The organism is Actinomycetospora chlora (assembly GCF_039542135.1).
In the GTDB taxonomy this organism is placed as follows: domain Bacteria; phylum Actinomycetota; class Actinomycetes; order Mycobacteriales; family Pseudonocardiaceae; genus Actinomycetospora; species Actinomycetospora chlora.
The window spans coordinates 1-16,072 of the sequence record NZ_BAABHO010000064.1 but is presented as its reverse complement, the minus strand read 5'-3'; the positions used below and the strand labels follow the sequence as shown (position 1 = coordinate 16,072).

The 16,072-nt window shown below is 74.1% G+C and carries 16 protein-coding genes; all 16 read left to right on the top strand.

Features of this window, described 5'->3' with window-relative positions; all coding sequences use genetic code 11:
• The first annotated feature begins 1 nt into the window (after position 1).
• Positions 2–2,854, top strand: a complete 2,853-nt coding sequence (locus ABD994_RS27245; protein WP_345423304.1) for a Na+/H+ antiporter subunit A — start codon at positions 2–4, stop codon at positions 2,852–2,854.
• Positions 2,851–3,327, top strand: a complete 477-nt coding sequence (locus tag ABD994_RS27240) for a Na(+)/H(+) antiporter subunit C (RefSeq protein ID WP_345423301.1) — start codon at positions 2,851–2,853, stop codon at positions 3,325–3,327. The genes ABD994_RS27245 and ABD994_RS27240 overlap by 4 nt, the downstream gene beginning before the upstream one ends.
• On the top strand, positions 3,324–5,150 hold the full coding sequence (locus ABD994_RS27235) for a Na+/H+ antiporter subunit D (protein WP_345423298.1): 1,827 nt from the start codon (positions 3,324–3,326) through the stop codon (positions 5,148–5,150). The genes ABD994_RS27240 and ABD994_RS27235 overlap by 4 nt, the downstream gene beginning before the upstream one ends.
• Positions 5,147–5,701, top strand: coding sequence for a Na+/H+ antiporter subunit E (locus ABD994_RS27230; RefSeq protein ID WP_345423295.1), 555 nt, complete (start codon positions 5,147–5,149; stop codon positions 5,699–5,701). Before ABD994_RS27235 ends, ABD994_RS27230 begins: the two co-directional genes overlap by 4 nt.
• The gene (locus ABD994_RS27225; RefSeq protein ID WP_345423292.1) at positions 5,698–5,982 is read left to right on the top strand and encodes a monovalent cation/H+ antiporter complex subunit F; all 285 of its coding nucleotides are present in this window, start codon (positions 5,698–5,700) and stop codon (positions 5,980–5,982) included. Before ABD994_RS27230 ends, ABD994_RS27225 begins: the two co-directional genes overlap by 4 nt.
• Positions 5,979–6,407, top strand: coding sequence for a monovalent cation/H(+) antiporter subunit G (gene mnhG / locus ABD994_RS27220; protein ID WP_345423289.1), 429 nt, complete (start codon positions 5,979–5,981; stop codon positions 6,405–6,407). The genes ABD994_RS27225 and mnhG overlap by 4 nt, the downstream gene beginning before the upstream one ends.
• 23 nt (positions 6,408–6,430) lie before the next feature.
• Positions 6,431–6,997, top strand: a complete 567-nt coding sequence (locus ABD994_RS27215) for a DUF3592 domain-containing protein (RefSeq protein WP_345423286.1) — start codon at positions 6,431–6,433, stop codon at positions 6,995–6,997.
• Positions 6,994–7,707, top strand: a complete 714-nt coding sequence (locus tag ABD994_RS27210; protein WP_345423283.1) for a demethylmenaquinone methyltransferase — start codon at positions 6,994–6,996, stop codon at positions 7,705–7,707. The genes ABD994_RS27215 and ABD994_RS27210 overlap by 4 nt, the downstream gene beginning before the upstream one ends.
• Before the next feature lie 106 nt (positions 7,708–7,813).
• Positions 7,814–9,142, top strand: coding sequence for a geranylgeranyl reductase family protein (locus tag ABD994_RS27205; RefSeq protein WP_345423280.1), 1,329 nt, complete (start codon positions 7,814–7,816; stop codon positions 9,140–9,142).
• A gap of 104 nt (positions 9,143–9,246) precedes the next feature.
• Positions 9,247–9,612, top strand: a complete 366-nt coding sequence (locus tag ABD994_RS27200; protein ID WP_345423277.1) for an NADH-quinone oxidoreductase subunit A — start codon at positions 9,247–9,249, stop codon at positions 9,610–9,612.
• A gap of 4 nt (positions 9,613–9,616) precedes the next feature.
• A complete protein-coding gene (locus ABD994_RS27195; RefSeq protein WP_345423274.1) occupies positions 9,617–10,213 on the top strand; it encodes a NuoB/complex I 20 kDa subunit family protein in 597 nt (198 codons plus the stop codon).
• A gap of 154 nt (positions 10,214–10,367) precedes the next feature.
• Positions 10,368–11,012, top strand: a complete 645-nt coding sequence (locus ABD994_RS27190; RefSeq protein ID WP_425550136.1) for an NADH-quinone oxidoreductase subunit C — start codon at positions 10,368–10,370, stop codon at positions 11,010–11,012.
• Positions 11,009–12,331 carry an NADH-quinone oxidoreductase subunit D gene (locus ABD994_RS27185; protein WP_345423271.1) on the top strand — a complete coding sequence of 441 codons (1,323 nt, stop codon included), beginning with the start codon at positions 11,009–11,011 and terminating at the stop codon, positions 12,329–12,331. Before ABD994_RS27190 ends, ABD994_RS27185 begins: the two co-directional genes overlap by 4 nt.
• Entirely contained in the window at positions 12,328–13,122 is a 795-nt protein-coding gene (gene nuoE, locus ABD994_RS27180; RefSeq protein WP_345423268.1) for an NADH-quinone oxidoreductase subunit NuoE, read from the top strand. Before ABD994_RS27185 ends, nuoE begins: the two co-directional genes overlap by 4 nt.
• A 2-nt stretch (positions 13,123–13,124) precedes the next feature.
• On the top strand, positions 13,125–14,456 hold the full coding sequence (gene nuoF / locus ABD994_RS27175; protein WP_345423265.1) for an NADH-quinone oxidoreductase subunit NuoF: 1,332 nt from the start codon (positions 13,125–13,127) through the stop codon (positions 14,454–14,456).
• A partial coding sequence (locus tag ABD994_RS27170; RefSeq protein ID WP_345423262.1) for an NADH-quinone oxidoreductase subunit G occupies positions 14,453–16,072 on the top strand: 1,620 nt, incomplete at its 3' end. The genes nuoF and ABD994_RS27170, both read left to right, overlap by 4 nt.

Sequence of the window (16,072 nt, the reverse complement as noted above, 5' to 3'; positions counted from 1 at the left end):
CGTGCTCCTGCTGGTGATGGCCCACGCGGTGGCCGCGCTCGTCGCCCCTGCGCTGGTGCGGGCCCTCGACCGGCGCGCGTTCCCGCTGCTCGCCCTCGTGCCCGCGGTGAGCTTCGCCTGGATCCTCGTCCAGCTCCCCGACGTGCTCGCGGGGCGCGTGCCCGTCGAGGTCGTGCCGTGGATCCCGGCCCTGGACGTGAGCCTCGCGTTCCGTCTCGACGCCCTCGCGGCGACCGTCTCGCTGCTCGTCACCGGGGTCGGCGCGCTCGTGCTGCTCTACTGCACCCGCTACTTCTCCGTCGGCGCCCGCGGGCTCGGCCGCTTCGCCGCGGTGCTGACGGCCTTCGCCGGCGCGATGCTCGCGCTCGTCTGGTCCGACGACGTGTTCGTGCTCTACGTCTGCTGGGAGCTCACGACCGTCTTCTCGTTCCTGCTCGTGGGCCACGACGCGCACAAGCGGGCGAGCCGCGCGGCGGCTGTGCAGGCGCTCGTCGTCACCGCCGCGGGCGGGCTGACGATGCTCGTCGGGCTGGTCATCCTGTCCCAGGCGGCCGGCACGTCGCGGCTCTCGGAGCTGGTCGCGTACTTCACCGGGCCGACGGCCGCCCCGGCGGCGATCACCGCCGGGGTGGTCTGCGTCCTGGTCGGCGGGATCACCAAGTCCGCACTCGTGCCGTTCCACTTCTGGCTGCCCTCGGCGATGGCGGCCCCGACGCCGGTCAGCGCGTACCTGCACGCCGCGGCGATGGTGAAGGCCGGCGTCTACCTCGTGCTGCGCCTCGCGCCCGGGCTCGCGGACGTCCCGGTGTGGCAGCCGGTGATCGCGACGCTGGCGGTCGTGACCATGCTGCTCGGCGGGGTGCAGGCGCTGCGCCAGTACGACCTCAAGCTCGTCCTCGCGCACGGCACCGTGTCCCAGCTGGGCTTCATGATCGTGCTCGCCGGGGCCGGCACCCGGGACGCGGCGCTCGCCGCGCTCGGGCTCGTCGTGGCGCACGCGCTGTTCAAGGCCTGCCTGTTCCTCGTCGTCGGCGTGATCGACAAGCGGGCGGGCACCCGCGACCTGCGCGAGCTCTCGGGGCTCGGGCGGCGCGCGCCGGTCCTCGCGACGGCCGGCATCCTCGGCGCGGCCTCGATGGCGGGTCTTCCGCCGCTGCTCGGGTTCGTCACGAAGGAGGGCGCGTTCGAGGCCTTCCTGCACGAGGCCTACGCGCCGGTGTCGACGCCGCTGCTGGTGCTCGTCGTGCTCGGCTCGGTGCTCACGGTCGCCTACTCGACGCGGTTCGTCTGGGGTGCCTTCTGGCGCAAGCCCGGCGTCGGCGAGGTGTCCTGGGCCGCGCCCGGGCCGCTGTTCACCTCCGCGCCCGTGGTGCTCGGGGTCGCGGGGCTCGTCGCGGGCCTGGCCGTCAGCACCATCTCCCCGCTGCTCGTCGCCTACGCCGACACGCTGCCCGCGAGCTACCCGACGCTGCTCGAGCTCGCCGTCGTCCCCTCGGTCGGCGTCGCGCTCGGGCTCTCGGTGCTCGCCGTGGTCCTCGGCCTGCTGGTGGGGCTGCCCGCGGTCAGCGCGCGCCTGACCGCCCGCCAGCCCCTCGCCGGGGTCCGCGCCGAGATCACCTGGCGCGGGGTGGTCCACGCGCTGGAGAACACCTCGCTGCGGGTCACCGCGGTCACCCAGCGCGGCTCGCTGCCCGGCATCCTCACCACGGTCTTCGCCGTGCTCGTGCTCGGGCCCGGACTCGCGCTGCTGCTCACCGCCGACCTCGGCGCCGTGCGCGTCGACCGCCTCGTCGACTCCCCGTTCCAGGTGCTCGCCGCCGTGGTCGGGGCAGCCTGCGCGATCACCGCGACGCGGGTGCGCCGCCGCCTCGGCGCGGTGCTGGTCGTCGGCGGGCTCGGCTACGCGACGGCGCTGTTCTTCGCCCTCGCCGGGGCACCCGACGTCGCGCTGACCCAGGCGCTGGTCGAGACGGCCTCGCTCGTCGTCGTCGTGCTCGTGCTGCGCACGCTGCCCCGCGACATCGCCGACCGGCACACACCGCGTCAGCGCGTGCGGCGGCTCCTCGTCGCCGTCCCGGTCGGGCTGCTGATGGCCGGGCTCGGCGCGGTCGCCCTCGCCGCGCGGAACGTCCCGCCGGTGTCGGCGGCCTTCCCGGCCCAGGCGTACGACTTCGGCGCCGGCGCGAACGTCGTCAACGTGACCCTGGTCGACATCCGCGCCTGGGACACGATGGGCGAGCTCTCGGTGATCGTCGCGGCGGCCACCGGCGTGGCCAGCCTCGTCTTCCTGCACCGCCGCTCCGGCGCGCCGCCGCGGGCCGAGTCCCAGCCCGTCGTCTCCCCGACCACCCGGGCCGGCGGCTGGCTGCGCTCGGCCCGCAGCGGCGACGGCGACCGGGTGCTGCTGCTCGAGGTGATCACCCGGCTGGTCTTCCCGACGATGATGGTGGTCTCCCTGTACTTCCTGTTCGCCGGCCACAACGCCCCCGGCGGCGGCTTCGCCGGCGGTCTCGTGGCGGGCCTCGCCCTGGTCGTGCGCTACGTCGCGGGCGGGCGCTACGAGCTCGGCGAGGCCGTGCCCGTCGACGCCGGCCTGCTGCTCGGGCTCGGCCTGCTCTGCGCGGGCGGCACCGGGCTGGGGGCCCTCCTGCTCGGCGGCGAGGTGCTCCAGACCGCCGTGCTCGAGGCCGACGTCCCGCTGCTCGGGCACGTCAAGTTCGTGACGTCGCTGATCTTCGACGTCGGTGTCTACCTCGTCGTCGTCGGGCTCGTGCTGGACGTCCTGCGCAGCCTCGGCGCCGAGCTCGACCGCCGCCGGGCCAACGCCCGGCGCCGCGAGGAGGTCTCCGCGTGACGTCCCCGATCCTGCTGCTCGCCCTCGTCGGCGTGCTCTACGCCGCCGGGGTCTACCTGATCCTCGAGCGCAGCCTGACGCGCGTGCTGCTGGGCATCCTCGTGCTCGGCAACGCGACCAACGTCCTGGTCGTCGTGGCCGGGGGCCGGGCCGGCGCGCCGCCCCTGGTCGGCCGCGCGCCCGACGACGCGATGAGCGACGCGCTGGTGCAGGCCCTGGTGCTGACGGCCATCGTCATCACCCTCGGTGTCACCGCGTTCCTGCTCGCGCTCATCCACCGCGCCTGGACCCTCGAGCGCGAGGACGACCTCACCGAGGACGTCGAGGACCGCTCGGTGCGCCGCCGGCTGGCCCGCGGCGAGCAGTCCGACGAGGAGGAGCTGGACACCACCGGCTGCGAGAGCACCGCCGACACCGACCCCGACGACACCGGGTCGGAGCCGACGCCGGCGCGGGCCGGGGGTGCCTCGTGAACCCCGGCTCGACCTTCCTGGCCACGATCATCCCGCTGCCGGTGCTGCTGCCGCTGCTCGGGGCGGGGGCCACGCTGGTGCTGTCGCGGCGCCCGACGCTGCAGCGCGCGCTGAGCGTCGCCGTGCTCACGGTGGTCGTGATCATCGCCGCGCTGCTGCTCGTGGCGGCGATGCGCTCCGGCCCGGTGGTCGTCACCGTCGGATCGTGGCCGGTGCCGCTGGGCATCACCCTCGTCGCCGACCCGCTCTCGGCGCTGATGCTGCTGGTGTCGATGACGGTGACGCTCGCGGTGCTCGTCTACGCCATCGGCCAGGGCGTCTACGACCGCGACGAGTCGACCCCGATCACGATCTTCCACCCGACCTACCTCGTGCTCGCCGCGGGCGTCGCCAACGCCTTCCTGTCGGGGGACCTCTTCAACCTCTACGTCGGGTTCGAGGTCCTGCTGATGGCGAGCTACGTGCTGCTCACCCTCGGCGGCAGCCGCTCGCGGGTCCGCGCCGGCGTCACCTACGTGGTCGTCAACGTCGTGTCCTCGTTGATCTTCCTCGTCGGCATCGCGCTGGTCTACGCCGCCGTCGGGACGCTCAACCTCGCGCAGATCTCGGTGCGGATGGCCGCGGTCCCGCCGGGCACGGCGCTCGCGATCCACCTCGTGCTGCTCACCGCGTTCGGCATCAAGGCGGCGGTCTTCCCGCTGTCGGCGTGGCTGCCCGACAGCTACCCGACAGCGGCGGCGCCGGTCACCGCCGTGTTCGCCGGCCTGCTCACCAAGGTCGGCGTCTACTCGATCATCCGCACCGAGACGCTGCTCTTCCCGGGCTCGGAGGTCACGCACACCGTCCTGCTCGTCGCCGCCGGCCTGACGATGGTGGTCGGTGTCCTGGGGGCGATCGCGCAGGCCGACATCAAGCGCGTGCTGTCGTTCACGCTCGTCAGCCACATCGGCTACATGATCTTCGGGGTGGCGCTGGGCACCGCGATGGGCGTGGGCGGCGCGGTGTTCTACGTCGTCCACCACATCACCGTGCAGGCGACGCTGTTCTGCGTGGTCGGGCTCGTCGAGGGCGTCGGGGGGTCGACGTCGGTCACCCGCCTCGGCGGCCTCGCGCGCGCGTCGCCGCTGCTCGCGATCCTCTGGTTCATCCCCGCGGTCAACCTCGGCGGCATCCCGCCGCTGTCGGGCTTCATCGGCAAGCTCGGCCTCGTGCAGGCCGGCGTGGCCGACGGGTCGGCGCTCGCCTGGACGCTGGTCGTGGTCTCGGTGCTGACGAGCCTGCTGACGCTCTACGCGGTCACCAAGGTGTGGGTGCTCGCCTTCTGGCGCCCGGCCGACCAGATCCCGGTGCCCGACGAGGCCGACGACCCCGGCGACGAGGCCGGTGACGAGTCGCCCGCCGACCCCGACGAGGACGAGGGCGACACCGGCCCCGCCGGCGGCAGCGGCGGCCTGCCCGGCGCGCCCTCGCCGCGTCGCGGGGTGCTCACCGGCGTGCGGCCGGGCACCGCCCGCACGATCGCGGGGTCGGACACCAACTCCGGGGCCGAGGTGGACTGGCCGGTCGCGCGGATGGCGCCCGCCGACGGCGCGCCGGTACTGACCGGCCGGCTGCTCGGCATCGCCAACGATCGCGTCTCGTCGCGGCTGCCCAAGGTCATGGCCGGGGCCACGGGCGCGCTCGTCGCGCTCGGGCTGGCGCTCACGGTCGTCGCCGGGCCGCTCTACGACGTCGCCGACCAGGCCGCCGACGACCTCGTCGCCCGCACCCCCTACATCTCCGCGGTGTTCGCGCAGACCGTCGACGACCGGGTGGCCCGGTGAACCGCCCGGCGCCCCCTGACACCGCGGGCCTGCTGCGCCGCCTCGTGCCGGTCGTGTGGCTGGTGCTGGTGTGGGTCCTGCTGTGGGGCACGTTCACGTGGGCGAACGTCCTCGGCGGGATCGCCGTCGCGCTCCTCGTGCTCACGGTGTTCCCGCTGCCGCCCGTGCCGGGGCGCGGGTGGCTGCGGCCCGGGGCCACGCTGCGTGCCGTCGGCCTCTTCGTCCGCGACCTGGTCGTCTCGGGCCTGCAGGTGGCGTGGCAGTCGCTGCAGGCCGTGCGGCCCGGGCCGCCGATCCGCAGCTCGGTGGTGGCGGTGCGGCTCGCGTCGTCGTCGGAGTTCGTCATGGCGATGATCACCGCCGAGCTGTCGCTCGTCCCGGGCAGCGTCGTGATCGAGGCCCGCCCCGAGGAGCAGACGATCTACGCCCACGTGCTGGGGGTCGACGACGAGGCGGGCGTGGAGCGGTTCCGCGCGCAGGTCCGCCGCCTGGAGTCCGACCTCGTCGACGCGCTCGGCCGCCCGCGGGCTCCCGAGGAGGCCCCCTCGTGACCACCTTCCTGTCCCTGCTGCAGGGCGTCCTCGTGGTGTCGCTCGTGCTGCTCGGCGTCTCGGCGCTGCTCGTCGTGGTGCGGCTGCTGCGCGGCCCGACCGGTCTCGACCGGCTCGTCGCGCTCGACGTCCTCGTCGCCGAGTTCCTCTGCGGGCTCGTCGCCTACGCGGCGCTCTCGGGCGACTCGGCGCTCGTGCCGGTGGTGGTCGCGATCAGCCTGGTCGGGTTCCTCGGGTCGACCACCGTGGCCCGTTTCGTCCGCCGGGGGACGGGCCGGTGAAGCCGCCCGGGAACGGCCTCGAGGTCGTGCTGGACGTGGTCGGCACCGTGGCGATCGTGCTCGGCGTCGTGCTGGCGCTGGTCGCGTCGATCGGCCTGCTCTCGCTGCCCGACGTGCTGAGCCGCATGCACGCGGCCACGAAGCCCCAGGTGCTCGGGCTGCTGCTCGTCGTCATCGGGGGCGCGCTGCACCTGCGCACCAGCGTGGACGTGTGGATGCTCGTCCTCGTCGGCGCCTTCCAGCTCGTCACCGCCCCGGTGACCGCGCACGTCGTCGGCCGGCTCGCCCACCGCGGCGACGGGGTGCGCCGCGACCTCCTGCACGTCGACGAGCTCACCGAGCGCCCGGACGGGGTCGACCCGGGGCCGGACGCCCCGGAGCCCGACGAGGAGGAGGCGGGGTCGTCCCGCCCCGAGCGCCGATGAGCGCGCTCCCTAGACTCGGTGCCATGACCCGCGTGCGCGCGCTGCTGCGGCGGGCCCGCGAGCGGGCCGCGCCCGTGCTCGCCGACGCCCTCGCCCTGGTGCGCCCGGCAGGGCGGCGGGCCCCCGAGATCGTGGTCGCCGCGGGCCTCGTGATCAGCGTCCTGCTCGTCCTCGTGCTCGTCGGGGCGGCCCGCAACGACGCGAAGATCGACGCCGACGAGGGCCGCGCGGTCGCCGAGGTGCTCGAGGGCGGCTCCCGCCCGCACACCTTCGTGCGCTTCACCGCCGACGACGGCGCCGTGCTGACGCCCGAGAAGGGCGTGTTCTACCCGCGCGGCCTCGAGCCGGGCCAGCTCGTGCGCGTCGAGTACGACCGCTCCGACCCCGAGCTCGTCCGCGTCGCCGGCCGGACCTGGACCGAGGGCCTCGTCCCGGTGGTCCTCGGGCTGGTCGCGCTCTGGGCGGTGCTCGCGCCCTCGGCGTGGCTGCTCGCGCGCGCCCGGCGCCGCCGCCGGTACGCCGCGGCCGCCGCCCGGTGGCACGAGCGCGAGGACGGCGAGCCGGAGCTGGCCGGGGCGGGGTCGCGGTGAGCGGCACCCGCGCGGAGCTCGACCGCGACCCGCGCGCGGTGGCGCGCATGTTCGACGGCGTCGCCGCCCGCTACGACGTCACCAACACCGTGCTGTCCTTCGCCCAGGACGTCCGCTGGCGCCGGGCCACCCGCGCCGCGCTGGGCGTCGGGCCCGGCGACGTCGTGCTCGACGTCGCCGCGGGCACCGGGGTGTCGACCGTCGAGCTCGCCCGCACCGGCGCGCGCTGCCTGGCCACCGACTTCTCGCTCGGCATGCTGCGCGCGGGGCACGCCCGCCCGCACCGCACGGTCCCGTTCGTCGCGGCCGACGCGCTGCACCTGCCGGTGCCCGACGCGTCGGTCGACGCGGTCGTCATCTCCTTCGGCCTGCGCAACACCGTCGACCCGGACGCCGCGCTCGCGGAGTTCGCCCGCGTCACCAAGCCCGGCGGCACGCTCGCGGTCTGCGAGTTCTCCCGCCCGACGTGGACGACGTTCCGCCGCGTCTACACCGACTACCTCATGCGGGCGCTGCCCCGCGTCGCCCGCGCGGTGAGCTCCAACCCCGACGCGTACGTCTACCTCGCCGAGTCGATCCGCGCCTGGCCCGACCAGGCCGCCCTCGCGCAGCGGATCGCCGCCGCCGGCTGGCGCTCGGTGGCCTGGCGCGACCTCACCGGCGGCATCGTCGCCCTCCACACCGCGACCCGGCCCGAGCAGCCGGCCTGACCGGCCGACGCCGGCTCCAAACCACCCTCGACGGGCGATCTCGCCACACGATCCCTACACTCCTGGTGCCGAGCTAGTGAACGGATTCACAAGGAGAGTCAGCGCCGTGTCCGCCACCACCGGAGCGCGCCGCAGCCCCGACAGCGACGCCGACGTCGTCGTCGTGGGCGCCGGACCCGCGGGCTCCACGGTCGCGACGTACCTGGCGCGCGCCGGACTCGATGTCCTCGTGCTCGAGAAGGCGACGTTCCCCCGCGAGAAGGTCTGCGGCGACGGGGTCACCCCGCGCGGGGTCAAGCAGCTCGTGGACCTCGGCGTCGACACCCGCGAGGAGGCCGGCTGGCGCCACCAGCGCGGCCTGCGCGTCGTCGGTGGCGGCGCCAGCGTCGAGCTCGACTGGCCCGAGCTCGCGAGCTACCCCGCCTACGGCCTCGTCCGCCCCCGCCGCGACTTCGACCAGATGCTCGCCGACCACGCCCGCGCCGCCGGCGCCCGCGTCGAGGAGGGGGTCTCGGTCGGCGCCGTCACCACCGACGGGCGCGCCGGCCGCGCCGACGGCGTCGAGGCCCGCCGCGGCCCGGAGCGCGAGCCGGTCCGCTACCGCGCCCCCCTCGTCGTGGCCTGCGACGGCGTCGGTGCCCGCACGGCCCTGAGCCTCGGCATCGCCAAGCGCGACGACCGGCCGCTGGGCGTCGCCGTCCGCCGCTACTACACGAGCCCGCGCCACGACGACGCCTACCTCGAGACCCACCTCGGCCTCCACGACCGCCCGGGCGTCGGCAGCGACCTGCACGGCGGCTACGGGTGGATCTTCGGCATGGGGGACGGCACCGCCAACGTCGGGCTCGGCGTCCTCGCGACCCGGCAGGGCGACAAGCGCGACTACCGCGCGATGCTGCGCTCCTGGCTCGACGGCCTGCCCGCCGCGTGGGGGCTGACCGAGGACAACGCCACCGGCCCGATCAGCGGCGCCGCGCTCCCGATGGGCCTGAGCCGCACGCCGCTCTACCGCGACGGCCTCGTGCTGGTCGGCGACGCCGGCGGTCTGGTCAACCCGTTCAGCGGCGAGGGCATCGCGTACGCGCTGCAGTCCGCGGCGCTGGCCGCCGAGTGCGTCGTGCAGGCGATGGCCCGCCCGCAGGGCACCGGCCGCGAGCGGGCCCTGGCCGCCTACCCGGCCGCGGTGCGCCACGCGCTGGGCAGCTACTACCGCGTGGGCAACCGCGCGGCCGGGGCGCTGGGCCGTCCCCGCTTCATGCACCACGCGCTGCGCCTCGGCCTGCCGCGGCGGCGCGTGATGAACGCGGCGCTGCGGCTGTTCGCCGGCCTCACCGACGGCCGCGACGGCGACGCGGGCGACCGCGTGCTCGACCTCGCGCTGCGGCTCGTGCCGCCGCTGGAGGACGCGCCGAAGGGGGTGTCGCGGGCGGCCTGAGGCGCCGCGCGAGCCCCCACACCAGGTGAGGGTCCACTTGCTCATTAGGGTCGCGCCGGCCACGTCGAGCGTGTTCCACCCCACCACCACCGAAGGAGACGACCATGCTGGACCCCTACGTCCCGCTGATCGTCATGTTCGCGCTCGCCGCGGCGTTCGGCCTGTTCTCGGTGACGGCCGCGCCGTTCATCGGGCCCCGCCGGTACAACCGCGCGAAGCTCGACTCCTACGAGTGCGGGATCGAGCCGTCCCCGCAGCCCGTCGCCGGCGGCGGGCGCATCCCGGTGGCCTACTACCTCACCGCGATGCTGTTCATCCTGTTCGACATCGAGATGGTCTTCCTCTACCCGTTCGCGGTGAACATCGACGCGCTCGGGTTGTTCGGCCTCGTCGAGATCGTGCTGTTCGTGGCCACCGTCGCCTTCGCCTACGCCTACGTGTGGCGTCGCGGCGGGCTGGACTGGAGCTAGAGACATGGGACTGGAAGAGAAGCTCCCGAACGGGATCGTGCTGGCCAGCGTCGAGAGCCTGGTCAACTGGACCCGCAAGGCGTCGCTGTGGCCGGCCACCTTCGGGCTGGCGTGCTGCGCGATCGAGATGATGACCTCGGGCGCCCCGCGCTACGACCTCGGCCGCTTCGGCATGGAGGTGTTCCGCCCGAGCCCCCGCCAGGCCGACCTGATGATCGTCGCGGGCCGCGTCACCAACAAGATGGCCCCGGTGCTGCGCCAGATCTACGACCAGATGGCCGAGCCCCGCTGGGTGCTGGCCATGGGCGTCTGCGCGTCGTCCGGCGGCATGTTCAACAACTACGCGGTGGTGCAGGGCGTCGACCACGTCGTGCCCGTCGACATGTACCTCCCGGGCTGCCCGCCGCGGCCCGAGATGCTCATCGACGCCATCCTCAAGCTGCACCAGAAGATCCAGCACGAGCCGCTGGGGCCGGTGCGCACCGAGCTCGCCGACGAGCGCCGCAAGCAGGGCGAGAAGCTCGAGCTGCTGCCCTCCTCGGAGAAGTACGCGAAGAAGGACCGGAAGACGGGGGAGGCGAAGCGTGAGCACGTCTGGTGACGCCAAGCCCCCGGGTACCGGCGCGGGTGGCGCGAGCGGGCCGACCGGGGCGTCCAACCCGGACACCACCGGCTCGGCCGGGACGGGCTTCGGCCCCCAGGAGATCGCCCGCCGCGACGTCAGCGGCTCCACGGCCGGTCGGGCCCGCGAGGGCATGTTCGGCATCCAGGGCTCCGGCGACACGTCGGGCTTCGGCGGGCTGCGCCTGCCCGGCTACGCGCCCGCGCCGGCCGAGCGCCCCTACGGCGGCTGGTTCGACGAGGTCGCCGACGAGGCCGCCGCGGCGCTGGCCGACGACCCGGACGCCCCCGGCGTCGGGTTCGACACGTGCGTCCACCAGGTGACCGTCGACCGCGGCGAGATGACCTGGTACGTCGACCGCGAGCACCTCGTGCGGCTGGCCCGCACCCTGCGCGACGACCCGGCGCTGCGCTTCGAGTTCTGCTCCGGCATCTCCGGGGTCGACTACGGCGAGGACGTGCCGCAGCAGCTGCACGTCGTCGTCCAGCTGCTGTCGATGACCTACCGGCGGCGCCTGCGCCTGGAGATCGCCCTCGACCTCGACGACGCGCGCTGCCCGTCGCTGGTCGACGTCTACCCCACGGCCGACTGGCACGAGCGGGAGACCTGGGACATGTTCGGCGTGGTCTTCGAGGGCCACCCGAGCCTCACCCGGATCCTCATGCCCGACGACTGGAACGGCCACCCGCAGCTGAAGAGCTACCCGCTCGGCGGCATCCCCGTGGAGTACCACGACGCGGAGATCCCGCCGCCCGACCAGCGGAGGGCCTACACGTGACCGAGACCCAGGATCCCTACGCCGCCTCCAGCCGCGAGACCACCGAGGGCACCGTCTACACGGTCACCGGTGGCGACTGGGACGAGCTCGTCAGCGAGACCAGCGGCGACGAGCGCATCGTCATCAACATGGGGCCGCAGCACCCGTCCACGCACGGCGTGCTGCGCCTGGTGCTGGAGCTCTCCGGCGAGACCGTCACCGACGCGCGCCTCGTCATCGGCTACCTGCACACCGGCATCGAGAAGAACTGCGAGTACCGCACCTGGACCCAGGGCGTCACGTTCGTGACGCGTGCGGACTACCTCGCGCCGCTGTTCAACGAGACGGCCTACTGCCTGTCGGTCGAGCGCCTGCTCGGCGTCGAGGTGCCCGACCGGGCGGCGACGATCCGCGTCCTCCTCATGGAGATCAACCGGATCGGCTCGCACCTCGTCGCGCTGGCCACCGGCGGCATGGAGCTCGGCGCGCTCACCGGCATGACCAACGGCTTCCGCGAGCGCGAGGAGGTCCTGCACCTCCTCGAATTCCTGACCGGGCTGCGGATGAACCACGCGTTCGTCCGCCCGGGCGGGGTCGTGCAGGACCTGCCCGAGGGCTACGAGGAGCGCATCCGCGCGTTCGTCGACGTCATGAAGGGGCGGCTGCCGGGCTTCCACAAGCTCCTGACGGGCAACCGCATCTGGCGCGAGCGCCTCGAGGGCGTCGGCTACCTGCCGCTCGACGGCTGCCTCGCCCTCGGCGTCACGGGCCCGATCCTGCGCTCCGCCGGGCTCGCGTGGGACCTGCGCCAGGTCGACCCGTACCTCGGCTACGAGCACTACGACTTCGACGTGCCCGTCGAGACCGCCGCCGACAGCTTCGCCCGGTACCTGATCCGGGTCGAGGAGATGCACCAGTCGCTGCGGATCATCGAGCAGGCCCTCGAGCGCCTCGAGCCGGGCCCGGTGATGGTCGAGGACGCGAAGATCGCGTGGCCCGCGCGGCTGTCGATCGGCGCGGACGGCATGGGCAACTCCCTCGAGCACGTCCGCCGGATCATGGGGCAGTCCATGGAGTCCCTGATCCACCACTTCAAGCTGGTCACCGAGGGCTTCAAGGTGCCGCCGGGCCAGGCGTACGTGCCGATCGAGTCGCCGCGCGGCGAGCTCGGCGCGCACCTCGTCTCCGACGGCGGCACCCGCCCGCTGCGCGTGCACCTGCGCGACCCCAGCTTCGTCAACCTGCAGGCCGCGCCGGCGATGTGCGAGGGCGGGATGGTCTCCGACGTCATCGCCGCGCTGGCGAGCCTGGATCCCGTGATGGGGGGATGCGACCGATGAGTCCCGCTCCGCTGCCGCCGGAAGCGCCGCCGGTCGAGCCGGCGCACGCCATCGACGAGGCGGGCGGCACGCCGGCGCAGCACGCCGAGCTCGCCGCCGTCGACACCGCGGTGTTCGACGGCGTCCGCGAGCGGGCCGCGGCGATCCTGCTGCGCTACCCGGAGCCGCGGTCGGCGCTGCTGCCGCTGCTGCACCTCGTGCAGCACGTCGAGGGCTACGTCTCGCGCGCCGGCATCGCGTTCTGCGCCGAGATCCTGGAGATCACGACCGCCGAGGTCTCGGCGGTCGCGACCTTCTACACGATGTACAAGCGCGAGCCCACGGGCCGCCACCTCGTCAGCGTCTGCACCAACACGCTGTGCGCGGCGCTCGGCGGCGACGACATCTACCGGGCCGTCGGCGAGCGGTTCGGCGGCATCGGTCACGAGCAGACCAGCGCCGACGGCACCGCGACGATCGAGCACGCCGAGTGCCTCGCCGCGTGCGACCTCGCCCCGGTGCTGACCGTCGACTACGAGTTCTTCGACAACCAGACCGTCGAGTCCGCGGTGGAGATCGTCGAGGCGCTGAAGCGCGGCGAGAAGCCGCACCCGACGCGCGGCGCCCCGCTGACCGACTTCCGTTCGGTGGAGCTGCTGCTCGCCGGCTTCTTCGACGACCCGGCGGTCGGGGGTCTCGACGCCGTGTCCGGCCCGTCGGCGGCCGACGAGAGCCTGCGCGGCGCCCGGCTCGCCGAGGAGCGCGGCTGGACGGCGCCGGCGGTGCCGGACGGCACCCAGGGAGGGAACTGACCATGGCCGACCCGCTCACCCCGGTCCTGACCAAGCACTGGCTCGGCCCCGAGTCGTGGACCCTGCGGCACTACACCGAGCTCGGCGGCTACGAGGCGCTGGACAAGGCGCTGAACACCCCGGCCGACGACCTCATCGCCCTGGTCAAGGACGCCGGCCTGCGCGGCCGCGGCGGCGCGGGCTTCCCGACGGGCATGAAGTGGAGCTTCATCCCGCAGGCCAAGCCCGGCGAGGAGCCCACGGGCCCGGCGGCCAAGCCGAAGTACCTCGTCATCAACGCCGACGAGGGCGAGCCGGGGACCTGCAAGGACACCCCGCTGATGATGGCCGACCCGCACTCGCTCATCGAGGGCTGCATCATCACGAGCTGGGCCATCCGCGCCCACTACTGCGTGATCTACGTCCGCGGCGAGATCGTGCACTGCATCCGGCGCCTGCACGCCGCGGTGCGCGAGGCCTACGAGGCCGGGCACCTCGGCAAGGACATCCACGGCACCGGCTTCGACCTCGACATCGTCGTGCACGCCGGGGCCGGCGCGTACATCTGCGGCGAGGAGACGGCGCTGCTCGACTCGCTCGAGGGCCGCCGCGGCCAGCCGCGCCTCAAGCCGCCGTTCCCGGCCACCGCGGGCCTGTACGCCGCCCCGACCGTGGTCAACAACGTCGAGACGATCGCGACGGTCCCGTCGATCGTCATGGGCGGCAAGGACTGGTTCCGGACGATGGGCCGCGAGCGCTCGCCCGGTCCGAAGATCTACTCGCTGTCCGGGCACGTCGAGCGCCCGGGCCAGTACGAGGCGCCGCTGGGCACGACGCTGCGCGAGCTGCTGGAGCTCGCGGGGGGCATGAAGGACGGCATCCCGCTGAAGTTCTGGACGCCCGGCGGCTCGTCGACCCCGCTGCTCACCGACGAGCACCTCGACGTCCCGCTGGACTTCGAGGGCGCCACCGAGGCGGGTTCCATGCTCGGCACGACGGCGCTGATGATCTTCAACGAGACCGTGTCGGTGCCGTGGGCGGTCATGAAGTGGACCGAGTTCTACGAGCACGAGAGCTGCGGCAAGTGCACGCCGTGCCGCGAGGGCTGCTACTGGCTCGCCGGCATCCTGCGGCGCATGGTCGCCGGCGAGGGCACCGAGGCCGACATCGACACGCTGCTCGACGTGTGCGACAACGTCCTCGGCCGCTCGTTCTGCGCGCTCGGCGACGGCGCGGTCTCGCCCATCACGAGCGGCATCAAGTACTTCCGGCAGGAGTTCGTCGACCTCTGCACCGCCGCGCGGACGCACCCCGAGGTCGAGCGCATCGCCGAGCTGAGCGGAGCCAGCGCATGACCCAGGCCCCCGAGAAGCCCGACCAGGACGACCTGCCGCCCGTGCCCCAGGGGCACGTGCGGCTCACCATCGACGACCGCATCGTCGACGCCCCGCAGGGCGAGTTGCTGATCCGCACGTGCGAGCGGCTCGGGATCGTCGTCCCGCGCTTCTGCGACCACCCCCTGCTCGACCCGGCCGGCGCCTGCCGCCAGTGCCTGGTCGAGGTGGAGATGGGCGGGCGCAAGATGCCCAAGCCGCAGGCCAGCTGCACGATGACCGTCGCCGACGGCATGGTCGTCAACACCCAGATGACCTCCGCGGTGGCCGACAAGGCGCAGCAGGGCGTCATGGAGCTGCTGCTCATCAACCACCCCCTCGACTGCCCGATCTGCGACAAGGGCGGCGAGTGCCCCCTGCAGAACCAGGCGATGTCGTCGGGGCGCGCGGAGTCGCGCTTCGTCGAGGAGAAGCGGACGTTCGCCAAGCCGCTGCCCATCTCCGACGAGGTGCTGCTCGACCGCGAGCGCTGCGTGCTCTGCCAGCGCTGCACCCGGTTCTCCCGCCAGATCGCGGGCGACCAGTTCATCGAGCTGCTCGAGCGCGGCGCGCACCAGCAGATCGGCACCGAGGAGACCGCCTTCGGCGAGGGCGAGGACTTCCAGTCCTACTTCTCCGGCAACACCATCCAGATCTGCCCGGTCGGCGCGCTCACCTCGGCGTCGTACCGCTTCCGCTCGCGCCCGTTCGACCTCGTGTCGACGCCGGGCATCAGCGAGCACGACAGCTCCGGGGCGGCGGTCCGCCGCGACTGGCGCCGGGGCACGGTCACCCGCGTCCTCGCCGGGGACGACCCGGACGTCAACGAGGAGTGGATCGACGACAAGACCCGCTTCGCGTTCCGCTACACGCAGACCGCCGAGCGGATCACCCGCCCGCTGGTGCGCGGTGACGACGGCGAGCTGGCCGAGGCGTCGTGGACCGACGCGCTCGAGCGCGCCGCGGCCCTGCTGGTCGCGGCCCGCGACGGGTCCGGTCCGGCGCCCGCGGGGGAGGACGGCGAGCCGGGCGAGCCCAAGCGCGGCGTCGGCGTGCTGCCCGGCGGCCGGCTCACGCTCGAGGACGCCTACGCCTACGCCAAGTTCGCCCGCCTCGCGCTGGGGACCAACGACGTCGACGCGCGGGCCCGGGCGCACTCGGGCGAGGAGCTCGACTTCCTCGCCGCGCACGTCGCCGGCACCGGCCTCGGCGTGACCTACGCCGACCTCGAGGCCGCGCCGGCCGTGCTGACCGTCGCGCTGGAGGTCGAGGAGGAGGCGCCCATCGTCTTCCTCCGCCTGCGCAAGGCGGCCCGCCAGGGCACGCCGGTGCACCACCTCGGCCAGTGGTCGACGCCCGCGGTGGTCAAGACCGGCGGGAAGCTCCTGTACGCGGCGCCGGGCGAGGAGCCCGCCGCGCTCGGGGCGCTGCCCGGCGACGTCGACGAGGCCCTGGGTCGCGCCGGCGCGGTCGTGCTGGTGGGGGAGCGCGCCGCCGAGGTGCCCGGCCTCTACGCCGCCGTCGCCGACCTCGCCGAGCGCCTCGGTGCCCGGGTCGGCGGGGTGCCGCGGCGGGCGGGCGAGCGCGGGGCGGTCGAC

Coding starts and splice junctions, on each gene's coding strand:
- nuoF (WP_345423265.1), top strand. CDS start 13,125: ATGGCCGACCCGCTCACCCCGGTCCTGACCAAGCACTGGCTCGGCCCC.
- ABD994_RS27190 (WP_425550136.1), top strand. CDS start 10,368: ATGTTCGGCATCCAGGGCTCCGGCGACACGTCGGGCTTCGGCGGGCTG.
- ABD994_RS27215 (WP_345423286.1), top strand. CDS start 6,431: ATGACCCGCGTGCGCGCGCTGCTGCGGCGGGCCCGCGAGCGGGCCGCG.
- nuoE (WP_345423268.1), top strand. CDS start 12,328: ATGAGTCCCGCTCCGCTGCCGCCGGAAGCGCCGCCGGTCGAGCCGGCG.
- ABD994_RS27200 (WP_345423277.1), top strand. CDS start 9,247: ATGCTGGACCCCTACGTCCCGCTGATCGTCATGTTCGCGCTCGCCGCG.
- ABD994_RS27195 (WP_345423274.1), top strand. CDS start 9,617: ATGGGACTGGAAGAGAAGCTCCCGAACGGGATCGTGCTGGCCAGCGTC.